Genomic DNA, 21618 nt, shown 5'->3' on the forward strand with positions numbered 1-21618 from the left:
CGGCATAGGCGCCGCGGCCAATCGCCGAGGTAGCGGTGTCGCGCCCTTCTTCCGAACAGAATGGGCACTGCCGTCTACGAGGCTGACCACCCCCTTGAGGGGGAGATAGCCGCAACGTCGAGCACAGCTGCCGGCCCTGAGCTCCGCTGACTAGTGGTACTTGCTCTCAGCTTCGCCTTGAGCTCGAGCCTGCGCTTGTGGAGGACCGGTTCGGTATAGCCATTGGGCTGGGCGCGGCCTTCGAAGACGAGGTCGCAGGCGGCGCGGAAGGCGGTCGACTGGTCGAACTCGGGCGCCATCGGCTTGTACAGCGGATCGCCGACATTCTGCCGGTCGACGATCGCTGCCATGCGCTGCAAGGAATCCATCACCTGGATGTGTGAGCAGACGTCATGGCGTAGCCAGTTGGCGATGTGCTGCGACGAGATGCGCAAGGTGGCGCGATCTTCCATCAGCCCGACATCGTTGATGTCGGGAACCTTGGAACAGCCGACGCCCTGGTCGATCCAGCGCACGACATAACCCAGGATGCCCTGCGCGTTGTTGTCGAGCTCGCGCTGGATCTCGTCGGGCGTCCAGTTGGGACGGACGACCACAGGCACCGACAGGATGTCGTCGAGCCGCGCCTTGGGCCGGCTCTTCAGCTGGTCTTGCACGGCGTGCACGTCGACCTTGTGGTAGTGGGTGGCATGAAGCGTCGCTGCCGTCGGCGACGGCACCCAGGCGGTGTTGGCGCCGGCGCGTGGGTGGGCGATCTTCTGCTCCAGCATCGCTGCCATCAGGTCGGGCATCGCCCACATGCCCTTGCCGATCTGGGCATGGCCGGAGAGACCGCATTCGAGACCGGTGTCGACGTTCCAGGCCTCATAGGCATTGATCCAAGGCGCCTGCTTCATGTCGCCCTTGCGCACCATCGGGCCGGCTTCCATCGAGCTGTGGATCTCGTCGCCGGTGCGGTCGAGGAAGCCGGTGTTGATGAACACCACGCGTTCCTTGGCAGCACGGATGCATTCCCTGAGATTGATCGTGGTGCGCCGCTCCTCGTCCATGATGCCCATCTTGATGGTCTTGCGCGGCATGCCGACAAGGCGCTCGACGCGGTCGAAGATCTCGACGGCAAAGGCCACCTCTTCGGGACCATGCATCTTCGGCTTGACGACATACATCGAGCCGGCGCGGGAATTCATGCGACGCCCATTGGCGCCGACATCGTGCAGGGCAATCAGTGCGGTGATTGCCGCATCCATGATGCCTTCGGGCACCTCGTGGCCGTCGCGGTCATGGATCGCCGGGTTGGTCATCAGGTGACCGACATTGCGCACCAGCATCAACGAGCGGCCGGGCAGCGAGACGGTCCTGCCATCGGGGCCGGTGTAGGAACGGTCGGCGTTGAGCTTGCGGGTGACAAGCTTGCCGCCCTTGTCGAAGCTTTCGGACAAATCGCCCTTCATCAGGCCGAGCCAGTTGCGGTAGACGGCGACCTTGTCTTCGGCGTCGACTGCTGCGACCGAATCCTCGCAGTCCTGGATGGTGGTGAGAGCGGACTCCAGGATCATGTCCGAAATGCCGGCCGGATCGGTCTTGCCGATCGCACTGTCGCGGTTGACCACCACCTCGACATGCAGGCCGTTCTTGACCAGCAAGACCGCATCGGGATTGTTGGCCTCGCCGCGATAGCCGGCGAACTGTTTTGCATCACCCAGCGCAACCGAACCGGCAGCGGTGGCAAGCTTCAGCTGCCCGCCTTCGACGGCAAGCGCAGTCACGTCAGACCAGTTGCCCGACGCCAGCGGTGCGGACGCGTCCAAAAAGGCCTTGGCCCAGGCGATGACCTTTTGGCCGCGCTTGGGATTGTAGCCCTTGCCCTTCTCGGCGCCGTCGGCATCCGGGATCGCATCGGTGCCGTAGAGCGCGTCATAGAGCGAACCCCAGCGTGCGTTGGCGGCGTTCAGCGCATAACGCGCATTCATCACCGGCACGACAAGCTGCGGCCCGGCGACGGTGGCGATCTCGGGATCGACATTCTCCGTCGTGACAGCAAAGGCTGGCCCCTCGGGGACCAGATAGCCTATCTCGCTCAGGAACGCCTTGTAGGCGGCCATGTCGTGCGGGGCGCCATGCTTGCGGTACCAGGCGTCGAGCTTGAGCTGGAAGTCGTCGCGCTTTTCCAAAAGCGCCCGGTTCTTCGGCGCGAGATCATGCACGATCGACGCAAAGCCCTCCCAGAACGCCTCCGCATCGACACCCGTCCCAGGCAGAGCCTCCGAGACCACGAAGTCGTGGAGCGCGCGCGCAACAGAAAGGCCATGAAGGGAGACGCTGTCGTTTATCCGGTTCATCATGTTCATCGTCATAACTCCCGGGTCAGGCTGCAAGTGCAGCGTCGGGGCGGAACTCGCCCGAAATGGTCTCTGCGACCATCTGGGCTGTGGCGGCCGACAGCGTCCAGCCGAGATGACCATGGCCGGTGTTGTAGAACACGCCCAGCTGGCGGCCCTTGCCGACCCTCGGCATCATGTTGGGCATCATCGGCCTGAGACCTGCCCAGGGCACGACCCTGTTGGTGTCGACATCGGGGAACAGCATGCGAGTCCAGTCGACCAGCGGCCTGACGCGGTCATCGCGGATGTCGCGGTTCATGCCGTTGAACTCGGCGGTACCGGCAACCCGGAAGCGTCCGGCGCCAAGGCGGCTGGTGACGATCTTGGCGCGGTCGTCGAGCAGGCTGACCCAAGGCGCGGCAGCCTGGCTGCGCTCGTCGTCGAGATGCACTGTTATGGAATAACCCTTGACCGGGTAGACATTGACCCGGTCGCCGAGCATCGCTGCGAAATGGCGACTGGCGGAACCGGCACAGATGACGATCCCGTCGGCCTCGACGACCCTGTAGTCGGGCTGGCCGTCGGCACCTGACGTCGTATAGCCGATACAGAACACGCCATCCCGGGCGATACGGTCGACATTGGCGTCGAAGACGAAGCGCGCACCGCGCCGCTCGCAGGCCTTGGCGAGGCCGAAGGTGAACTTGTGGATGTCGCCGGTCGAGTCCGACGGCGTGTAGAAGCCGCCATGAAAATCGCCATTCAACGTCGGCTCGATCGACTTCACCTCCTCCGCCGTCACCGGCCGGCGGTCGAGACCGCCCTCGACCAGCATCGCATTGACCTTCAGCGCGTGCTGGAAGCTCGGTCTGTCCCAGTAGAAATGCAGGATGCCGCGACGGACATGGTCGAAGTCGATGTTCTCGCGCTCGGCAATCGCAAACAGGTGCTTGCGCGCGGCAATCGCCAGCCGCGTCGTCTCCACCGTGTTGTCGCGGTAATTTGCGATGTTTGAGACGAACTCAGCCAGCCAGGCATATTTGTGCCAGGTAGGCCGGGGATTCATCAGCAGCGGCGCATCACTGCGCAGCATCCACTTGATGCCCTTGAGCAAGGTCGACCAGTGGTTCCAGACCTCGGCGTTGCTGGCCGACAACTGGCCGCCATTGGCGAACGACGTTTCCATCGCGGCGTAACGCTGGCGGTCGACGACAGTGACGGTGTAGCCGCGCTCCAGAAGGGCATAGGCAGTGGTAACGCCGGTGATACCGGCGCCGATAACGGCAATATGGGGCATTTCACTCTCCGCGATCAAAGTTGGGTGCGGGCCGAAGCCCGCTGTTTTCCCCAATCTGTCGCTGTACCTGAGAGCTTAACCGCGTCGGCCTTGCCGGTGCGGCTTTCCCCTTCGGTGGACGCTCGAGGCGCCTCTCTCCAGATCGTTCAACTGCATGGTCACTTTTGCCTGAGAGTTTCCTGGGGGGTTGCTCCGTCGGCGTCGGCCGGTGTCATCTCGCAGCGGCCGATCTCTCCCATGCAGCCTCTTGAACGTATGTCTTCATAGCTGGTGCCGCACCCTTCCGCAACGCGAGACGCGGCAAGTTCCAACCCTCAGTTGCCTTCGTCGTACAGCGTCGTGGTCGTCTCGACGTCCTCCTCGTGCAGGCCAGCGCGCACCACGGCGGCAGCCGCCAGTTCGCGCGCCTTGCGGCGGATGCCCGCTTCGTCGACACCCTGCACCTTGCCGTCGGCATAGACCGCCTTGCCGTCGACCCAGGTCTGAGTGATCGAGGCCGTCGAGGCCGAGAACACCAACGCCTGCAGCGGATCGTAGAACGGCGTCCACTCGACATGGTCGAGATCGAACAGGATGAAGTCGGCCTTCTTGCCGATCTCCAGCGAGCCGATCTCGTCGTCCCACATCAGGGCGCGCGCGCCCTCAATGGTGGCCGCGCGCAGCGCATCGCGGGCGGTGAAAATGTCAGGCTTCAGCCGTGCGTCCTTGAACATGCCGGCGACGACAAGCATCTGGCGCATCAGGTTCATGTTGCCGGCGGCCGAGACACCGTCGGTGCCGAGGCCGACCTTGACGCCGGCCCTGACCATCTCGGGGTATTTGCCGATCGATGTCGCACCCTTGCCGAGCTTGAACGACGAGCATGGGCAGAAGGCGACGCTGGCGCCGCGCTCGGCCAGAAGCTTGACCTCCTCGTCCGACACGGCCGCGCCGTGGGCGATGACCAGGTTCTTGCGGATACCGCCGGCATTGTCGACGCGGGTGATCGGCCAGCAGCCATACTTGCTTTCACAGACCTTTGCCTCCTCGATCGAGGTCGCCAGGTGGTAGGTCGTGCCGACACCCAGCTTTTCGGCCAGCGCCACGGCTCCGACATGCAGTTCGAGGCTGCAGGGCTCCTTGCCCTCGATATTGACCCAGCAGCGGGCACGACCGTCGAGCGTGTTGTTGTAGCGCAGCACGTTTTCCTCGAGCACCTTCAGCGCCGTCTGCGCGTCGGGGAAGAAGTGATGCTCGGCCATTTCCTCGGTCCAGCCGCGCGGCAGCTCCGACGGGCGATTATCGGCGGCGTGGCGGCCGGTGATGCCGCGGATGCCGGTCTTGTCCATGGCGCGGATGACGATGCCGGGATCGTATTGCGAGCCCATGTCGAGGAAGCAGGTGGTGCCGCAGCGCAGCATCTCGGTGATGCCGAGCAGCGCGCCCCAATATTCGTCTTCCTCCGTTATGTGAGCGTAGAACGGCTTGGCCCAGTGGAACACCCAGGCGCGGGTGTTGAGATTATCGGGGAAGACCGCGCGGGAAAGGGTCTCGGACAGATGCACGTGGCTGTCGACGAAGCCCGGGCAGATCCCCAGCATGGTGCCGTCGATGACCTTGTCGAAGCTCTTGCCCTTATGGCGCGATGCCACATCGTGGGCCGCTCCGATGTCGGCGATACGGTCGTTCTCGACCACCACGCTCGCATTGCGCAGCACCGTGTCGTTCTTGTCGACGGTGAAAGCGAAGTTCAGATTTTCGATCAGCGTACGCATGCGGCTCCACCCAATGCTTTACCCACGGACCCTCCAGATCGCGTCGCCGGTCCGTGACGGCGGGCGATATCCGAGCATTCGCACACTCTTCCGAGCGGAACGCGACGACCGGGCCAACAACCACCCCGGCCGCCATTTCGCAAGCGGCAGCCCTTAGGCCACCGCCTTGACCTTGCCGCCCTGCTTGGCGGTGCCGCAGAGGATCAGCTTGTCGGTGTCAGCGTAATCGGACAACAGCTCCGATCCCTTCGACGTCACCAAAAGCATGTCCTTGTTCTGCATGCCGTAGCCATAGCCGGTGTCGTAGCAGAGCGGCTCGAAACCAAGCACCATGTTCTCTTCCAGCGGCGCATCGCTGCCCGGCTTGCCGAGCACCGGCGTCAGGCCGAGATAGGGGTCTTCGTGCAGGTGCAGGCCAATGCCGTGGCCAACGAACGAGATCGGCGGCAGGTTGAGCTTGGCGAGCTTGGCGATGAAGGCGTCGTAGATCTCGCGACAGCTCGCACCGGGCTTCACCTTCTCCATGATCTCATACTTGCACTCGACCAGGTGAGCCCAGATCTTGTCGGCCATGGGCGGCGCCTCGCCGACGATGGCCGTGCGGCAGACGCCGGCCTGGTAGCCGTTGATGACCGAGAAAATCTCGACACGGCAGACATCGCCACGCTTGAGGATGCGGTCGGACGGGCCGACATTGGGCAGCACCGAGCGCTCGCCGGTAGCGACGATCAGCAGCTTGAAGTGTTCGGCGCCAAGCGAATAGACGTTGCGGGTCAAATGACCGGCAATGTCCATCTCGGAGTCGCCGGCATCGACCACGGCGAGCGTGTCGGTGATCGCCTGGTCGGCGATCCGAGAGAGCTTGCTGAGCAATGCGACCTCTTCAGCCGTCTTGATCTGACGCAGCCGCGCCAGGATCGGCTCGGCATGCTCGAACCGCGCGCCGGGCATCGCCGCGATCAGCCGGGCGAAATCGCCGGCCGGCAGATAGTCCATCTCGAGGCCGATGCGCGCCTTGCCAAGACCGAGGCCGGCGAGCTGGTCTGCCAGCACCAGCATCGGATCGTCGGAGAATTCGGCCCAGATACGGGCCGGCATGTCGGGCAAACGGCGCTTGATCGTCGATGCTTCCATGTCGACGCCGAAGATCGCAGTGCGGCCATCGGCCGTAACAATCGTCATCGCATGGCGGTGACGGATCAGCGGCTGCGACGGCACGACGAAGCCTGTGGTATAGGCGAAGTTCTCGGGCGACGAGCAGATGATGGCGTCGAGCCCATGCTCGGCCATTGCCCTCACCTGCTTGGCTACGATTTCTGCCCGCATGATTTGGTTCCTCTCCTTGAGTTTCTTGACCGGCGCTCAGTCGCGCACGCGGTATTTCTCGACCTTGGCAAGGTCGACATCGATGCCCATGCCCGGCCCCGACGGCACGACGACCGCACCGTCGACGACCTGCATCGGCTCGACCAAAAGGTCGTCCTTGTAATAGATGCCGCCGACCTGACCGTGCTGCGCCTCGGCCGGCGTCGAGATCGGGATGACGCAGGACAGCGTCGCCGCCGGCGAGGCAGCCGCGACCTGGACGTTGGCGAGGTTGCCGATGCCTGTTTCGATCGAGCCGTTGACATTGCAGATGATGCCGGCGGCGCGGCAGACCGCGCCGACTTCCATCGCCTTGTACAAGCCACCGGCCTTGGTGGTGTAGATCGAGACGATCTGGATACCGCCATTCTGTATGATCTGGATGGCGTCATGGGCATTCCATGCCGACTCGTCGGCCATGACGGGCGCATCGATGCGGCGGCCGACTTCGGCGATGCGCTCGATGCCCATCACCGGCTGCTCGACATATTTGAGCCGGTACTTTTCCATCTGGCGCACGGTCTGCACCGCCTCGCCAGGCGTCTTGTAGCCCTCATTGGCGTCGACGCAGATTTCCATCGCCTCGCCTGCGGCGTCGCGGACCGCCGCGACCATCTTGACGTCGCGCGCCGGGTCGACGCCGATCTTGACCTTGATCGTCCTGATGCCTTCGGCAGCAAGCTTGGCTGCCTCGACCTTCGCCTCTTCGATCGAGATCAGGCCGATCGAATGGGTGATGGCGATCTTGTCGCGCGCCTTGCCGCCGAGCAACGTATGAACGGGAACGTTCAGCCAGCGGCCGGCGAGGTCATAGGCCGCGAATTCGACCGCCGCCTTGGAATAGGGATAGCCGCGGATGATGGCATCCATGCGGGCATGAAGCTCGGCAAAATTGCCGAGTTCGAGACCGATGACGGCAGGCGCCAGGTAGGTCTCGATGACGCTGCGGGTGATCATGGCGGACTCGCCGAAGTAGCGGCCGAACTCACCGCCCCAGTCCTTCAGCGCCGGCGCCTCGCCCCAGCCGACCCGGCCGTCGCTGTCGGTCATCTTGACCATAACATAGCGGCCGATGACCTCGGTCAGGCCGGCCCATTTGTGCTCGCGCCGCGTCGGCAGTTGAACAATGAGCGTTTCGATGGACTTGATCGTGGGCACCGGTCTCTACCTTTTCCTTGTCACCGCAGAGGCATCTCTGTACGATGCGATCATCTAGTGTGATCACACTTTATGATCATATTTTTGGATGTCAAGCGATCCCGGGATCGATTTTTCATAGCCGACCGAAACGGCCGTGATGCATGGTAAGAAGGCAGCGGAGGAAAAGATGATTGTCGAAGCGACCAATTATTTCGCCAAAGAGGATCAGGCCGATGAGGTTCTGAAGCAGCGCCGCAAGGCGACAGAGATCAGGCGCCAGCTCGACCTGGATCCTGGGCGCATCCTCGTGCGGACGGAAGGAAACGGACCTGACATACGCTGGGAATGCAGCTTCGCCTCAAGGGAAGCTTATGACGCCGACCGGGCTGCACGTGCAGCATCGCCCGACTTCGAAGCCGCACGCAAGCGGATGCACACGCTGCTCGAGCGCTTTGAGCGCCACGTCTACGAAGTGGTCGAATAGAGCGGCAGGTCCCGATCTAAGCCTGTGCCAGCAGCCGATTCATCCTTGCCCGCACACGGACAACACCCTCGGCGATATTGTCGCGCGGGATCGACGAATACCCCATGCGGAAGAAGCGGCACGGCCCGTCCGCATCGGGGAAGAACGGCGAGCCGGATTCAATCAGCACGCCGTCCTGCTTGAGTTCGTTCATCAAAAGGTCGGCATCCAGCCCATCGGGCCCCTCGACCCAGAACGACGTGCCGCCAAAGGCTGACGATCCGGCGATGGTGAAGCCTTCGCGCTTCAGCGCTTCGGCCATGACGATGTGGCGCTTGTGGTATTCGCCACGCATACGGTGCAGCACCGCATCGTGGTGGCCGAGCGCGAGGAAGTAGGCCGCGGTGCGCTGGAGATGGCCGGGTGGATGACGCAGCATCAGGGCACGCAACGCTCGCGCCTCACGGATGACCGGCGCCGGCGCCACGAGATAGCCCAGCCGCAGGCCCGGGAAAAGCGATTTGGAAAAGCTGCCGATGTAGAACACCCGGCCGCTGCGATCGAAGGACTTCAGCGCCGGAGACGGCGGCGCGAGAAAGCTCATCTCGAACTCGTAATCGTCCTCGACGATGATGAAGTCTCTGCTGGCGGCAGCTGCCAGAAGTGCTGCGCGGCGCTCGACGGGCATGGTGGCGCCGGTCGGCGAATGGTGGCTCGGCGTGACGAAGACCGCATCGACCTTGGCAGGCAGGACCTCGGGCGGCAGGCCTTCCTTGTCGACGTCGATGGCGGTGACATCGGCACCGCTCAGCTTCAGTGACGCACTCATGTCAGGGTGGCAGGGGTTTTCGCACACGGCGTGCGCGCCCTGCCGCAGCAGCAGCTGGGTGACGATCCACAGTGCATTCTGCGCTCCCACCGTGACGAGGATTTCATCGGGCGTGGCGCGAATGCCGCGACTGGGCAGCGTCCTGGAGCAGATGTAGTTGACCAGCTGCACGTCATCAGCGGCAGCAAAGTCGCCGGCCATCAGTTCAAAATCCTCGCGCGCCAGCGCACGCCGGGCACAGTCGCGCCAGGCGCCGAGATCGAACAGCGACGGATCCATCTGGCCGTAGAGGAACGGATAAGGATAGCGGCGCCAGTCGAGCGGCTTGCGCATCTGCTTGGCAACGATGAAACTCGACCGCAGTTTCGTCGACCAGTCGATTTCGTCAGCGCCGACGCCGGACACTGCCGCTTCGAGCACGGTCGTCGGCGGGTTGCCGGCAACACGATAGGAGCTTCGGCTGGCGGTTTCGACATAACCCTGAGACGCCAGTTCCTGATAGGCAAGCGTCACCGTGATGCGCGAAATGTTCAGATATTCCGCAAGCTTGCGGGTCGAGGGCAGCTGAGCGCCAGGCTGCAGCCGGCCAGACAGCACCGCCGAGACCACAGTTTCGCGGATCTGCGCCTGCAGGCCGATGCGGCTCGCCCGGTCGAGAAAGAAGATCGTCTCCGAAACTGTCGCCTGTGCCATGGTCCCACGCAGGTTCAATCTGGAGTCATTCAACTTCCAATCTGGATATAAGGCAATTCAAAGGTTCCATTTAACCCTATGTCCAGAACCAAGACCGGCATCAAAGCCGGCAAGTTCCCGGAATAACCGGTGGCTAACAAAACAAGAGGGTAACGATGATACACTTTAAGCATTTCAAGCATTTGGCCGGCGCCGCAACCGTAGCGGCCGGCGTCCTCACCTCCTGCCTCGCTTATGCCGAAACGACGGTCGTCGTCGGCTATCAGCAGATCGTCGGGCCGTTCGTCACGGCCATCGCCGACGGACGTTTCGACGCCGCCGCCAAGGAAGCGGGCTACACCGTCGACTGGCGCCAGTTCAGCTCGGGCGGCGACATCTCGACGGCCCTCGCCTCCGGCAGCGTGCCGATCGGCGTGATCGGCTCGACCGGCACAACCGCCGCCGCCACGCGCGGCGTCAATCTCGAACTGTTCTGGATCCTCGACAACATCGGCAAGTCGGAAGCGCTTGCCGTCCGCAACGGCTCGGGTATCGAAAAGCCCGAGGATCTGAAGGGCAAGAATGTCGGCGTACCGTTCGTGTCGACCTCGCACTTCCATCTTCTTGTCGGCCTCGAGCAGGTGTGGAAGATCGATCCGCGCGAGGTCAACATCCTCAACATGAAGCCGCCACAGATCATCGCCGCCTGGCAGCGTGGCGATATCGACGCCGCCTATGTCTGGCCGCCGGCACTGACCGAGTTGCTCAAGAACGGCAAGACCATCGCCGATTCAGAGACCATCGGTGCTGCCAGCGTACCGACCTTCGACGGCCTTGTCGCCGACAAGAAGTGGGCCGCCGAGAACCCGAAGTTCATGGCCGCCTTCACCAAGGTACTGGCTGAATCCTACGCCGACTACAACAAGAACAAGGCAAGCTGGACGGCGGACTCGCCTCAGGTGCAGGGCATCGTCAAGCTGATCGGCGGTGACGGCGCAGGTGCGGTCGAAGCGCTCAACCTGCTGTCGTTCCCCAATGCCGACGAACAGGCATCCGAAACCTGGCTCGGCGGCGGCGCCGTCAAGGCATTGAATGAAAGCGCCAAGTTCCTCGTTGCCCAGAAGCAGATCGACAAGGCGCTCGACGACTACGCGCCCTTCGTCAACAGTAGCTACGCCAAGGACGCATCCAAGTAACATTGGACGTGCCGCCGGCCGGATGCCGGTCGGCGGCACTTTCTCCACCACTCGAATGCATTTTCTTCGAAAGGCTCGACGCGATGGAAACCCTCAACGTCAGCAATGTCAGCCTGACCTATCCAGGCCTCTACTCCGACCAGGCGGTGATTGCGCTCAAGGGCGTGAACCTCGAGGTCAAGAGCGGCGATTTCGTCGTCGCCCTCGGTGCCTCCGGCTGCGGCAAGACCACCCTGCTCAACCTGATGGCCGGCTTCATGACACCAACCGACGGCGATATCACACTTGGCGGACGTCAAGTCGTCGGCCCAGGCGCCGACCGTGGCGTCGTCTTCCAGAAGCACGCGCTGCTGCCCTGGTTGAATGTCATCGACAACACCGAATTCGGGCTCAAGCTGCGTGGCATAGACAAGGCGACCCGGCGCGAGCTGGCGACCAAGAATCTCGCCCTTGTCGGCCTGCAGGATTTTCACCGCCACATGATCTACCACCTGTCCGGCGGCATGCAGCAGCGCGTCGGCATCGCCCGTGCGCTGACCTGCGACCCGGCGATGCTTCTGATGGACGAGCCGATGGCGGCGCTCGACGCGCTGACCCGCGAGACCATCCAGGAGCTGCTGCTCAAGGTCTGGCAGCTGACCAACAAGATGTTCTTCTTCATCACGCACAGTGTCGAAGAAGCACTTTTCCTCGGCTCCCGGCTGATCGTCATGTCGCCGCGTCCGGGCCGCATCACCCACACCTATGAGCTCGATTTCAATCGGCGCTTCCTTGAGGAGGGCAACGCACGTGCAATCAAATCCAGCCGCGATTTCATCGACATGCGCGAGCAGATCCTCGGCATCATCTACGGCGACGAGCGCCAGTCCGGCAATCCGGAACACCTCCATGCTTGAGCGCCTCTCACGGGCCAAGTCCGTACGCCCGGGCAAGATCTATGGCGCGCCCGGCGACGGCATGAGCGGCCATATCAGCCTGATCACGGCGCTTGTGCTGTTCGGTCTCTGGCTGCTGATCACCGAGATGGGCTGGGTCAAGCCGCTGTTCCTGCCCTCGCCGCTTGCCGTGTGGGACAAGTTCGTCGTCGCCATGACCGATGGCGTTTCCAACTCGACGCTCATCCAGCACACGCTGGCCAGCCTTGGCCGTGTGCTCGGCGCCTTCTTCCTGGCGCTGATCACAGCCGTTCCGGTCGGCATCCTGATGGGCGTCAACCGCACGGTGCGCGGCCTGTTCGACCCGATCATCGAGTTCTACCGGCCACTGCCGCCGCTCGCCTATCTGCCGCTGATCATCATCTGGCTCGGCATCGGCGAATTCCCGAAGGTGTTCCTGATCTATCTCGCCATCTTCGCGCCCATGGCGATCGCCGCCCGTGCCGGCGTCCGCTCGGTGTCGACCGAACAGATCCATGCCGCCTATGCCATGGGCGCCACCCGCGCCCAGGTCATCTCCCAGGTGATCCTGAAGGCCGCCCTGCCCGAGATCTTCACCGGCATGCGCATCGGCATCGGCGTCGGCTGGACCACGCTCGTCGCCGCAGAAATGGTCGCCGCCCACCGCGGTCTCGGCTTCATGGTGCTGAACGCCGCCGAGTACCTCGCCAGCGATACGGTCATCATGGGCATCATCGTCATCGGCATCTTCGCCTTCGCCTTCGACCTCATGCTGCGCTACCTGGAAAAGGCGATGATCCCCTGGAAGGGCAAGATCTGATGCCGAAGCTCACACACCCGGCGACGTCGCCACCCGGCTGACGCCAAACCTGATCTTACCAACAGACAGACCAATCCGCCGGCTTGTCCGGCCACGGCGAAGCCATGCCCAAAGGCTCTGCCGTACAGATACGAGGACCACGACATGTCACTCACCGCCGACGGCCTGGCTCGCCTCTTCGACGCCTTCAACCGCCACGACATCGACGGCGTCATGCAGTTCTTCGCCGGCAACTGCGTCTTCAACGGCGTCGCCGGCCCCGAAGCCTACGGTACCCGCTTCGAAGGCACCGCGGCGATCGCCGCTGCTTTCAGCGGCGTCTGGAAGGCGATGCCGGACGCGCACTGGGCCCATCATGGCCACTTCGTCCATGGCGATCGCGCCGTCTCGGAATGGACGTTCACTGGCACCAACGTCGACGGCAGCCGCGTCGAAGCAGAGGGCTGCGATCTGTTCACGCTCGATGACGGCAAGATCGTCCGCAAGCAGGCCTTCCGCAAGAACCGGCCGCTGATTGCGGCTGGTGCCTGAGCGGTCTCGGGAGGACCACGTCAATGGAACATCAACTCTTGAGGTCCGCGGCACAACGTCTGCCGTTCGATCCGGCCTATGACCCGGTCCATGCACCAAACCCGGGCGCCGGCAAGGACTACGCGCCGACCTACTGGATCGCCACCGCCGGCCCGCAGCCGGAGGACGATGGCCCCGTCACGCAGGACATCGACGTCGATGTCGCCATCATCGGTTCGGGTTATACCGGCCTGTCCTGTGCCATTCATCTGGCCAAGGAGCACGGTATAAAGGCGACGGTGCTGGAAGCAAATGGCGTCGCCTGGGGCTGCTCGACCCGCAATGGCGGCCAGGCGCAGATTTCGGCCGGCCGGCTCAAGCGTTCGCAGTGGATCGAGCGCTGGGGCGTCGACGTCGCCAGGAAAATGCATGTCGAGATGGCGGAAGCCTTCGACCTGTTTCGCGACCTGATCAGCCAGCCCGAGATCGACTGCGATCCTCAGGATGGCGGCCATCTCTACATCGCCCATCGCGACAAGGTTCTGCCGGCGCTGGAAAAGGAAACGCGCCTGCTCAACGACATCTTCGGCTACCGCGCCCGCATGGTCGGCCGCGACGAGGTCCACAGCGATTTCGTTCGCGACGCCGAGGCCAAGGGCGCGATGTACGAGCCCGACGGCATGGGCATCCATGCCGCCAAGCTCGCCTTCGGCTATCTCAGGCTCGCCCGCAAGCTGGGTGCGAAAGTGCACACCTCAAGCCCGGTCCTCGGCAGCGAAATCAAGGGCGGCATACATCACCTGCGCACGCCGGGCGGCATCGTCAGGGCGCGCGCAGTCTGCATCGCCACCGCCGGCTACACCTCGCCCGGCCTGCACGAGCTGACGCGCCATCGGCTGATGCCGATCCTGTCCAACTCGATCGTGACGCGGCCGCTGACGGACAGCGAGCGTGAGACGCTGAACTTCCAGACCCGCATCCCGCTCACCGACACACGCACGCTGCGCCACTACTATCGGATGCTGCCCGACGGGCGTGTGCAGATCGGCAGCCGCAGCGCCATCACGGGGCGGGACGCAGTCAATGCAAGTCACCTCGACCGTCTGCTCGAAGGGCTCTACCGCAAGTTTCCGATCCTGCGCGGCATCGAGGTTGACTACTCCTGGTGGGGCTGGGTCGACGTCAGCCACGACATGATGCCCCGCATCTTCCGGCCCGATCCCAAGCAACAGCTGTTCTACGCCATGGGCTATGGCGGCAACGGCGTCATGTACTCGGCCCAGGCCGGCCGCCGCATGGCCCAGATGGTCGCCGGCAAGGGCGGCGAACTCGACCTGCCGATCTTCACCTCCCCATTGCCCAGCCACGGGTTGCTGACACCGTTTCGGCGCCTCGGCCAGTGGGGAATGTACCGCTGGTATTACCTCAAGGACGAAATCCTCTAGCGCATCTGCCCGAAAATCGGACCCGACTCCCAAGACCAGACCTGCCCCCATCGAAAGGAACCCAGAAAATGAAAATGACCACCGAAGAAGCTTTCGTCAAAGTCTTGCAGATGCACGGCATCGAGCATGCCTTCGGCATTATCGGCTCGGCCATGATGCCGGTGTCGGACCTGTTCCCCAAGGCCGGCATCAAGTTCTGGGACTGCGCGCATGAGACCAATGCCGGCATGATGGCCGACGGCTTCAGCCGCGCCACCGGCACCATGTCCATGGCCATCGGCCAGAACGGCCCAGGTGTGACGGGCTTCATCACCGCGATGAAAACAGCCTACTGGAACCACACGCCGCTGCTCATGGTCACGCCGCAGGCAGCCAACAAGACCATCGGCCAGGGCGGCTTCCAGGAAGTCGACCAGATGGCGATGTTCGAGGACATGGTCTGCTACCAGGAAGAGGTGCGGGATCCCTCACGTATTCCCGAGGTGCTGAACCGCGTCATCGAGAAGGCCTGGCGCGGTTGCGCCCCAGCGCAGATCAACATCCCCCGCGACTTCTGGACCCATGTCATCGACGTCGACCTGCCCTCAATCGTGCGTTTCGAGCGCCCCGCCGGTGGCCCGCAGGCGATCACGGAAGCAGCGCGCCTGCTGTCGGAAGCAAAGTTCCCGGTCATCCTGAACGGAGCCGGCGTCGTCATCGGCAACGCCATCAACGAATCCATGGCGCTGGCCGAGCGTCTCGACGCGCCGGTCTGCTGCGGTTACCAGCACAATGACGCCTTCCCCGGCAGCCACCGTCTCGCCGCAGGACCGCTCGGCTACAACGGCTCGAAGGCAGCGATGGAGCTGATCGCCAAGGCAGACGTGGTGCTGGCGCTCGGCACCCGCCTCAACCCGTTCTCGACCTTGCCCGGCTACGGCATCGACTACTGGCCGAAGAATGCCGCGATCATCCAGGTCGACATCAATGCCGATCGCATCGGTCTGACCAAGAAGGTTTCCGTCGGCATCTGCGGCGACGCCAAGCAGGTCGCCCGCCAGATCCTCGAGCAACTGGCGCCCTCGGCCGGCAATGAAGGCCGCGAGCAGCGCAAGGCGGCGATCCACCAGAACCGCTCGGCCTGGCTGCAGCAGCTATCGTCGATGGACCACGAAGAGGACGACGTCGGCACCGAATGGAACGCCACCGCCCGCCTGCGCGAGGCCGACCGCATGTCGCCACGCCAGGCCTGGCGTGCGATTCAGGCCGCCCTGCCCAAGGAAGCGATCATCTCAACCGACATCGGCAACAACTGCGCCATCGGCAACGCCTATCCGAGCTTCGAACAGGGCCGGAAGTATCTCGCGCCGGGCATGTTCGGTCCTTGCGGCTACGGCTTCCCCTCGATCGTCGGCGCCAAGATCGGCTGCCCCGACGTGCCGGTGGTCGGCTTCGCCGGCGATGGTGCCTTCGGCATCTCGATGAACGAAATGGGCGCGATCGGCCGTGAAGGCTGGCCAGCGATTACCATGGTGATCTTCCGCAACTACCAGTGGGGTGCAGAGAAGCGGAACACCACGCTGTGGTATTCCAACAACTTCGTCGGCACCGAACTCAACCCCAACCTCAGCTACGCGAAGGTGGCCGATGGCTGTGGTCTCAAGGGCGTCGTCGTCGACACCACGGCCAAGCTGACCGAGGCGCTGGCCAAGGCCATCGACGATCAGGCCAAGGGCATCACCACCTTCGTCGAGGTCATCCTCAACCAGGAACTGGGCGAGCCCTTCCGCCGTGACGCGATGAAGAAGCCGGTGCCGGTGGCTGGCATCGACCGCGCCGACATGCGCCCGCAACAGCGCGCCTGACTTCGCAACAAGGCCGCCTGCCCGGTTCGCCGGGCGGGCGGGACGCCAACGTTTCATGATCCGGGAATGATTGAATGAACACCGCCGCTGCGACACAACGCTTCAATGGCCTGCCTTCGGTGGTGCAGGTCTACTGGCCCGGCCTTGCCGTCACCGCTGCGGTGGCGATCGCGGCACAGTTCCTCTCCGATCATTACGGCGCGCCGGCGATGCTGATGGCGCTGCTGCTCGGCATCGCTTTCCACTTCCTGTCCGAGGAAGGACGCTGCGTCGCCGGCATCGACTTCTGCGCCAAGAAAGTATTGCGCATCGGTGTCGCCCTGCTCGGCATGCGCATCAGCGTCGATTTGCTGATAGGGCTTGGCGCCAGCACCATATTGCTTCTGATTGCCGCGATCGCCGCGACCATCCTGTTCGGCCTCGCCGCCGCCAAACTTCTGGGCCGCGGCTGGCGCCTTGCCCTCATTACCTCCGGCTCGGTCGCCATCTGCGGCGCATCCGCGGCCATGGCGATCGCCGCAGTCCTGCCCAAGAACGAGTTTTCCGAGCGCAACCTGATCTTCACCGTGCTGTCGGTGACGGTGCTGTCGACACTCGCCATGATCTTCTACCCGATGATCGCGCAGTGGATCGGCCTCGACGCGCGCGCCACCGGCATCTTCTTCGGCGGCACCATCCACGACGTCGCCCAGGTCGTCGGCGCCGGCTTCTCCGTGTCGCCTGAGGCGGGTGAGACGGCAACGCTGGTCAAGCTCATCCGCGTTACCATGCTGGCGCCCGTGGTGCTGATCTTCTCGCTCGCCACCCGCAATGTCGGCTCGGCCGGTGAGAGCGGCAAGCGCCCGCCGCTGCTGCCCGGCTTCGTCATCGCCTTCCTCATACTCGCCGCCATCAACTCCTTTGGCCTCGTTCCGGAGGCGGTATCGAAGGTCGGCATGGAGACGTCGCGCTGGGCCTTGCTCGCCGGCATCGTCGCTGTCGGCATGAAGACCTCGTTGCGTCGCGTGCTCGACGTCGGCGGCGACGCGGTCGCCCTGATCGTCGCCGAGACCATCTTCATCGGTCTCTTCATCCTCGCCGGCATCTATTATCTGGGGCACGCCTGATGAAGCCGCTGGAACGCATCCTCGCCACGGCGAAACAGGCCCCCAGGCGCATCGTTCTCCCCGAAGGCGAGGACCCGCGTATCGTCGAGGCCGCCGTCAGGGCCAAGCGTGAAGGCATCGCCGAGATCACCCTGGTCGGCAACCACCGCATTGTCGAGCAGGCGCTTGCGAATGCAGGCGCGAGCCACCTCGATCTCCGCATCGAGGACCCCGCATCCTCCCCGCTCGCACCTCGCCTCGCCAACGCCTATTTCGAACTTCGCAAAAGCAAGGGCGTCGATGAGGCCACGGCGGCAGAAGCGCTGCGTTCGCCGCTGATCTTTGCCGCAATGATGGTGCGCGAAGGCGAGGCCGACGGCACAGTGGGCGGCGCCGTCGCCACCACTGCCGACACCGTACGTGCAGCGTTGCAAACCATCGGCAGGGCGCCCGGCGTCGGGCTGGTATCGAGCTTCTTCCTGATGATGCTGTGCCAACCCCATCACGCCAAAAAGGGCGCCTTCGTCTTCGCCGACTGCGGCCTGGTGGTCGATCCCGATGCCGCCGGCCTCGCCGACATCGCCCGCATGTCCGCCCGCTCCTACCAGGCGCTTGCCGGCGCACCGGCCAAGGTCGCGATGCTGTCGTTCTCGACCAATGGCAGTGCGGCCCACGAGCGCGTCTCCAAGGTGGTCGAGGCAACCCGGCTGGCGCATGCCGCCGACCCCGACCTTGTCATCGACGGCGAGCTGCAGTTCGACACCGCTTTCGTCGAAGCCGTCAGCGCCTCCAAGGCGCCCAATTCGGCGCTGCATGGCGAAGCCAACGTCTTCGTCTTCCCCAATCTCGACGCCGCCAATATCGGCTACAAGATCGCCCAGCGCATCGGCGGCGCCAACGCCATCGGCCCGATCCTCCAGGGCCTGGCCAAGCCGGCCAACGACCTCTCTCGCGGCTGCACGGCAGAGGACGCCTTTCACATGATCGCGGTGACGGTGGTCCAGGCGCAGGTCCGGTAAGGGGACCACCGACACCAGCCATGTGGCAAGTCAGTCTTCTCCGCCCTGCGGATAAGAGATGATCGACAGAAATCTTATCGGCAGCTTTGTCAGTTGTTCGGGACCGTGTGGGGTGTCGGCTTCGAAGAACAAGCTGTCGCCGGGCGACATGTGATAGAGCGTCGGGCCGTGGCGATAGGTGATCTCGCCCTCGAGCAGATAGAGGAATTCCATACCCGCGTGTTGGAACAGCGGGAAGGTGTCGGTGTGGCTGGTCAAGGTGATGAGATAGGGCTCGACGGAGACAGTGCTGGATGACGAGCCGATGTAGCCGAGCAGATTGTAATGGTGGCCGGCGCGGGTGCCGCGCCGCTCCACCTCGACGCCTGTGCCCGCCCGGACGAAGACCGCGCTGCGCTCGTCCTCGAAGCTTCTGAGCAGCGCAGTCATCGGTACGCCAAGCGCCTGAGACAGGGCCTGCAGCGTGGTCAGCGACGCCGAGATGACACCGTTTTCGATTTTCGACATCATACCGACCGAGATGTTTGCCACCCCCGCAAGCTCGGTTGCCGTCATGCCGCGGCGCTTGCGGCAGGCCCGTACCTCGCGCCCGATCGCGGCCTGCAGTTCGTTCTCGCTGGGTGCCCGGACCGCGTGCGGATCCTGCTGAAGCGCAGCCGGCGCGGCCGTCCTGGCGAATGCCGTAGCTCCGCGCGCAAGGAAGCCCGCGGCACGAGCCGGACGCGTGAGAACTGAACTGCTCATCCTGGCACCTCGTTGCTTTTAAGCCTGCAGCCGCCGCCCCGTGGGGGCGGCCGCTGAAACTGCCTGTTTCAGACGAGGCCGGTCACCACGCCTATACCGCCGAAAGCGGCGAGCGCGCCAAGCGAACGGACCACGACCGCTCCACGTACGCCGGCCTTGCCGTCGAGAGCCAGGCCGAAGCCAAGTCCGGCCGCGTGCAGCATCGCCGTCGCCAGCACAAAGCCTGCGCCATAGGCCAGGCCGCTGGCACTTTCGGGCATCTCGGCGCCGTGGGCATAGCCATGGAAGACCGCGAAGAAGCCGACCAGCGCCATGGCCGCTGCCACTCCGGCGCGCAGGTTGAAGGCGACGACACCACCGAGAACGACGATCGACAGGCCGATGCCGAGTTCGACGAACGGCACGGCAATGCCGGCAAGACCAAGTGCGCCACCCACGATCATCACGGACACGAAGCTTGCCGGAACGAGCCAGCGGGCCCGGCCGCCTAGCTGGGCGGCAAAGAGCCCAACCATCACCATGGCGAGCACATGGTCGAGCCCGCCGAGCGGATGGACGAAGCCGTGGGCGAAACCTTCGACATGGCCGATGCCGGTGTGGGCACTGGCGAGACCGGGCGCCAGTAAGAAGGCGGCCAGTGCCGCTGTCCGAATGAGAGATTTGCTGTTCATGATCCTGTTCCTTTCATCATTCACAGATCAGATGCGAATTGGTCGTCATTTGCGCCGCCGCGCAGGTTGCTGTCCGAAGGCCGCAACCACGGCGAGCGCAAAGAGATCTTCGGCAATGGTGCGCGCGGCGATCGCGTCCGCCGCCAGGCAGCGCACGCCCCAGCCAGCTCCATTGGGCAGCGCGGTGACACCGGCTATCTGGCGTTCCGCTCGACCGAGGCCGGCGAGCTCATCGACAGTTGGCAGCCGGTCAGGCGCGCCAACGAGCATGAAACTGGACACGACTTTCCATCCGCCGACGGGGGAAGTGGGTCCGGCAAGGTCCGCTCCGGCGATGTCAAGATTGTCGCGCACGAGCAGCCCTCCGTCGGCGTTCCGAATCTCGACCTTCGCCTCCAACTTCTCGAACGGACGGTTGCGCGCCTGCGGGTCGTGCAGGGCGAAGGCGTCGGACAGCAACAGCACCGCACCGGGCGCGAGCCGGGCCTGGGTGATGTTCGAACACGCGGCACCGGGAAACAGCACCAGCGGATCGGGGGTCAGCGCCAGGAACGCCCCTTCCTGCAGCACGATCTCGGTCGTCTGGTGAGCCGGCTGGCCGTAACAGTCGTGAACGACCGTGGCCGCCTGGGTGGTGACGTGGCCGGCGGCGCCCGTCCCAACATCGAAGCGGCTCGAAAGCCTGTCGTCCCGGTAAAGCCCGCCCGAGGAAGACTGCTGGTAGACGGTGAGCAGGGACGGGATGGCGACATCGAATGCAAACGGCCGCGTCATGTGGAACGGGTAGGAGACGTACTGGCGCCCGATATGCGTACGCGCGCCATGACGGGACAGCGACAGCTCGAAGCGGCCGTTGCGCGCCCCGGCCTGGCGCGGATGCGGCGTGGCATGCTCGGGGCGCAGTTGTGGCCAGTGGCTGGTCATCTGAACAACACGTCCGAGAGGATGCGGTCGGCGATCGTGTCGACCCCTTCATTGCTGCGGCAGTTTGTGGGCGCCATCGGCCGGCCGGCGCGCGCGGTGGCAGCCTGTGCTGCCATCGCCGCGAGGTCGACGCCGACATAAGGGGCAAGGTCGGTCTTGTTGACGACCAGCAGATCGCATTTGAGCACGCCGGGGCCGTTCTTGCGCGGAATGTCATCGCCGCCGGCAACATCGATGACGAACATCCACCAGTCGACGAGGTCGAGCGAAAAGGTCGAGGCGAGATTGTCGCCGCCGCTTTCGATCAGGATCAGCTCGACATCCGGGAACAGCGCCTCGAGATCGTCGGCGGCGGCGATGTTGAGGGTGGGATCCTCGCGAATGACGGTGTGCGGGCACGCGCCCGCCTCGACAGCCGCGACGCGCGCCGGGTCGATCAGGCCCGAGCGGCGGATGCGCTCGGCGTCCTCGGCGGTGACAAGGTCGTTGGTGACGATCGCCAGCGACACGCCGCGCGCCGCAAAGGCCGGGATCAGCCGTTCGATCAACGCGGTCTTGCCGGAGCCGACGGGACCGCCGATGCCGATGCGGGCGGCGCCGACGCGCGAGGGAGGCGGATTCAT

19 protein-coding genes and 1 riboswitch are annotated in these 21618 nt (G+C 64.2%); of the genes, 9 read left to right on the forward strand and 10 right to left on the reverse strand.

What is annotated here, in order from left to right:
• Nucleotides 1–74 precede the first annotated feature (74 nt).
• The 5 genes from SLT36_RS28550 to SLT36_RS28570 form a co-directional block, all read right to left on the reverse strand.
• Entirely contained in the window at nt 75–2354 is a 2280-nt protein-coding gene (locus SLT36_RS28550; protein ID WP_432289001.1) for a malate synthase G, read from the reverse strand.
• Nucleotides 2355–2364: 10 nt separating this feature from the next.
• Nucleotides 2365–3618, reverse strand: a complete 1254-nt coding sequence (locus SLT36_RS28555; RefSeq protein ID WP_192320497.1) for a D-amino acid dehydrogenase — start codon at nt 3616–3618, stop codon at nt 2365–2367.
• A 145-nt stretch (nt 3619–3763) separates the two neighbouring features.
• Nucleotides 3764–3866, reverse strand: a riboswitch (glycine riboswitch).
• A 66-nt stretch (nt 3867–3932) separates the two neighbouring features.
• Nucleotides 3933–5372, reverse strand: a complete 1440-nt coding sequence (locus SLT36_RS28560; protein ID WP_432289003.1) for an amidohydrolase family protein — start codon at nt 5370–5372, stop codon at nt 3933–3935.
• A gap of 153 nt (nt 5373–5525) precedes the next feature.
• On the reverse strand, nt 5526–6698 hold the full coding sequence (locus SLT36_RS28565; RefSeq protein ID WP_067967471.1) for a M24 family metallopeptidase: 1173 nt from the start codon (nt 6696–6698) through the stop codon (nt 5526–5528).
• A gap of 36 nt (nt 6699–6734) precedes the next feature.
• The gene (locus SLT36_RS28570) at nt 6735–7895 is read right to left on the reverse strand and encodes a mandelate racemase/muconate lactonizing enzyme family protein (RefSeq protein WP_432289005.1); all 1161 of its coding nucleotides are present in this window, start codon (nt 7893–7895) and stop codon (nt 6735–6737) included.
• Between the two features lie 169 nt (nt 7896–8064).
• On the opposite strand from SLT36_RS28570, the gene SLT36_RS28575 reads away from it, so the two are divergent.
• Nucleotides 8065–8361 (forward strand): hypothetical protein, encoded by a 297-nt coding sequence (locus tag SLT36_RS28575; protein WP_432289006.1) that lies wholly within the window; start codon nt 8065–8067, stop codon nt 8359–8361.
• A 16-nt stretch (nt 8362–8377) separates the two neighbouring features.
• On the opposite strand, the gene SLT36_RS28580 is transcribed toward SLT36_RS28575, so the two are convergent.
• Nucleotides 8378–9862, reverse strand: coding sequence for a PLP-dependent aminotransferase family protein (locus tag SLT36_RS28580; RefSeq protein ID WP_432289007.1), 1485 nt, complete (start codon nt 9860–9862; stop codon nt 8378–8380).
• A gap of 155 nt (nt 9863–10017) precedes the next feature.
• Between SLT36_RS28580 and tauA the strand changes: the two genes are divergently transcribed.
• From tauA to pta, 8 genes are all read left to right on the forward strand, one after another.
• Complete coding sequence (gene tauA, locus SLT36_RS28585; RefSeq protein WP_432289009.1) at nt 10018–11037, forward strand: taurine ABC transporter substrate-binding protein; 1020 nt, start codon at nt 10018–10020, stop codon at nt 11035–11037.
• 83 nt (nt 11038–11120) lie between these two features.
• The gene (locus SLT36_RS28590) at nt 11121–11933 is read left to right on the forward strand and encodes a taurine ABC transporter ATP-binding protein (protein WP_067968425.1); all 813 of its coding nucleotides are present in this window, start codon (nt 11121–11123) and stop codon (nt 11931–11933) included.
• The gene (locus SLT36_RS28595; protein ID WP_432289011.1) at nt 11926–12753 is read left to right on the forward strand and encodes an ABC transporter permease subunit; all 828 of its coding nucleotides are present in this window, start codon (nt 11926–11928) and stop codon (nt 12751–12753) included. The genes SLT36_RS28590 and SLT36_RS28595 overlap by 8 nt, the downstream gene beginning before the upstream one ends.
• A 144-nt stretch (nt 12754–12897) precedes the next feature.
• Entirely contained in the window at nt 12898–13284 is a 387-nt protein-coding gene (locus tag SLT36_RS28600; RefSeq protein ID WP_432289012.1) for a nuclear transport factor 2 family protein, read from the forward strand.
• Between the two features lie 23 nt (nt 13285–13307).
• Nucleotides 13308–14708 (forward strand): NAD(P)/FAD-dependent oxidoreductase, encoded by a 1401-nt coding sequence (locus SLT36_RS28605; protein ID WP_432289014.1) that lies wholly within the window; start codon nt 13308–13310, stop codon nt 14706–14708.
• A gap of 68 nt (nt 14709–14776) precedes the next feature.
• The gene (xsc, locus tag SLT36_RS28610) at nt 14777–16552 is read left to right on the forward strand and encodes a sulfoacetaldehyde acetyltransferase (RefSeq protein ID WP_432289016.1); all 1776 of its coding nucleotides are present in this window, start codon (nt 14777–14779) and stop codon (nt 16550–16552) included.
• A gap of 74 nt (nt 16553–16626) precedes the next feature.
• Entirely contained in the window at nt 16627–17658 is a 1032-nt protein-coding gene (locus SLT36_RS28615; RefSeq protein ID WP_432289017.1) for a YeiH family protein, read from the forward strand.
• Nucleotides 17658–18656, forward strand: a complete 999-nt coding sequence (pta, locus tag SLT36_RS28620; RefSeq protein ID WP_432289019.1) for a phosphate acetyltransferase — start codon at nt 17658–17660, stop codon at nt 18654–18656. The genes SLT36_RS28615 and pta overlap by 1 nt, the downstream gene beginning before the upstream one ends.
• 30 nt (nt 18657–18686) lie before the next feature.
• Here pta and SLT36_RS28625 read toward each other — a convergent pair whose 3' ends face one another.
• The 4 genes from SLT36_RS28625 to ureG all read right to left on the reverse strand — a co-directional run bounded on the left by SLT36_RS28625 (nt 18687) and on the right by ureG (nt 21618).
• The gene (locus SLT36_RS28625) at nt 18687–19400 is read right to left on the reverse strand and encodes a helix-turn-helix domain-containing protein (RefSeq protein WP_432289020.1); all 714 of its coding nucleotides are present in this window, start codon (nt 19398–19400) and stop codon (nt 18687–18689) included.
• 68 nt (nt 19401–19468) lie between these two features.
• Nucleotides 19469–20071: a HupE/UreJ family protein gene (locus tag SLT36_RS28630; protein WP_432289022.1), complete on the reverse strand. Its 603-nt coding sequence runs from the start codon at nt 20069–20071 to the stop codon at nt 19469–19471.
• A gap of 45 nt (nt 20072–20116) precedes the next feature.
• Complete coding sequence (locus SLT36_RS28635; protein ID WP_432289024.1) at nt 20117–20995, reverse strand: urease accessory protein UreD; 879 nt, start codon at nt 20993–20995, stop codon at nt 20117–20119.
• Nucleotides 20992–21618, reverse strand: a complete 627-nt coding sequence (gene ureG / locus SLT36_RS28640; RefSeq protein ID WP_432289026.1) for an urease accessory protein UreG — start codon at nt 21616–21618, stop codon at nt 20992–20994. The genes SLT36_RS28635 and ureG overlap by 4 nt, the downstream gene beginning before the upstream one ends.

Source organism: Aminobacter sp. BA135 (assembly GCF_050859125.1).
GTDB classification, from domain to species: domain Bacteria; phylum Pseudomonadota; class Alphaproteobacteria; order Rhizobiales; family Rhizobiaceae; genus Aminobacter; species Aminobacter ciceronei.

Coding starts and splice junctions, on each gene's coding strand:
- SLT36_RS28550 (WP_432289001.1), bottom strand. CDS start 2,354: ATGACGATGAACATGATGAACCGGATAAACGACAGCGTCTCCCTTCAT.
- SLT36_RS28555 (WP_192320497.1), bottom strand. CDS start 3,618: ATGCCCCATATTGCCGTTATCGGCGCCGGTATCACCGGCGTTACCACT.
- SLT36_RS28560 (WP_432289003.1), bottom strand. CDS start 5,372: ATGCGTACGCTGATCGAAAATCTGAACTTCGCTTTCACCGTCGACAAG.
- SLT36_RS28565 (WP_067967471.1), bottom strand. CDS start 6,698: ATGCGGGCAGAAATCGTAGCCAAGCAGGTGAGGGCAATGGCCGAGCAT.
- SLT36_RS28575 (WP_432289006.1), top strand. CDS start 8,065: ATGATTGTCGAAGCGACCAATTATTTCGCCAAAGAGGATCAGGCCGAT.
- SLT36_RS28580 (WP_432289007.1), bottom strand. CDS start 9,862: ATGGCACAGGCGACAGTTTCGGAGACGATCTTCTTTCTCGACCGGGCG.
- tauA (WP_432289009.1), top strand. CDS start 10,018: ATGATACACTTTAAGCATTTCAAGCATTTGGCCGGCGCCGCAACCGTA.
- SLT36_RS28590 (WP_067968425.1), top strand. CDS start 11,121: ATGGAAACCCTCAACGTCAGCAATGTCAGCCTGACCTATCCAGGCCTC.
- SLT36_RS28595 (WP_432289011.1), top strand. CDS start 11,926: ATGCTTGAGCGCCTCTCACGGGCCAAGTCCGTACGCCCGGGCAAGATC.
- SLT36_RS28600 (WP_432289012.1), top strand. CDS start 12,898: ATGTCACTCACCGCCGACGGCCTGGCTCGCCTCTTCGACGCCTTCAAC.
- SLT36_RS28605 (WP_432289014.1), top strand. CDS start 13,308: ATGGAACATCAACTCTTGAGGTCCGCGGCACAACGTCTGCCGTTCGAT.
- xsc (WP_432289016.1), top strand. CDS start 14,777: ATGAAAATGACCACCGAAGAAGCTTTCGTCAAAGTCTTGCAGATGCAC.
- SLT36_RS28615 (WP_432289017.1), top strand. CDS start 16,627: ATGAACACCGCCGCTGCGACACAACGCTTCAATGGCCTGCCTTCGGTG.
- pta (WP_432289019.1), top strand. CDS start 17,658: ATGAAGCCGCTGGAACGCATCCTCGCCACGGCGAAACAGGCCCCCAGG.
- SLT36_RS28625 (WP_432289020.1), bottom strand. CDS start 19,400: ATGAGCAGTTCAGTTCTCACGCGTCCGGCTCGTGCCGCGGGCTTCCTT.
- SLT36_RS28630 (WP_432289022.1), bottom strand. CDS start 20,071: ATGAACAGCAAATCTCTCATTCGGACAGCGGCACTGGCCGCCTTCTTA.
- SLT36_RS28635 (WP_432289024.1), bottom strand. CDS start 20,995: ATGACCAGCCACTGGCCACAACTGCGCCCCGAGCATGCCACGCCGCAT.
- ureG (WP_432289026.1), bottom strand. CDS start 21,618: ATGAATCCGCCTCCCTCGCGCGTCGGCGCCGCCCGCATCGGCATCGGC.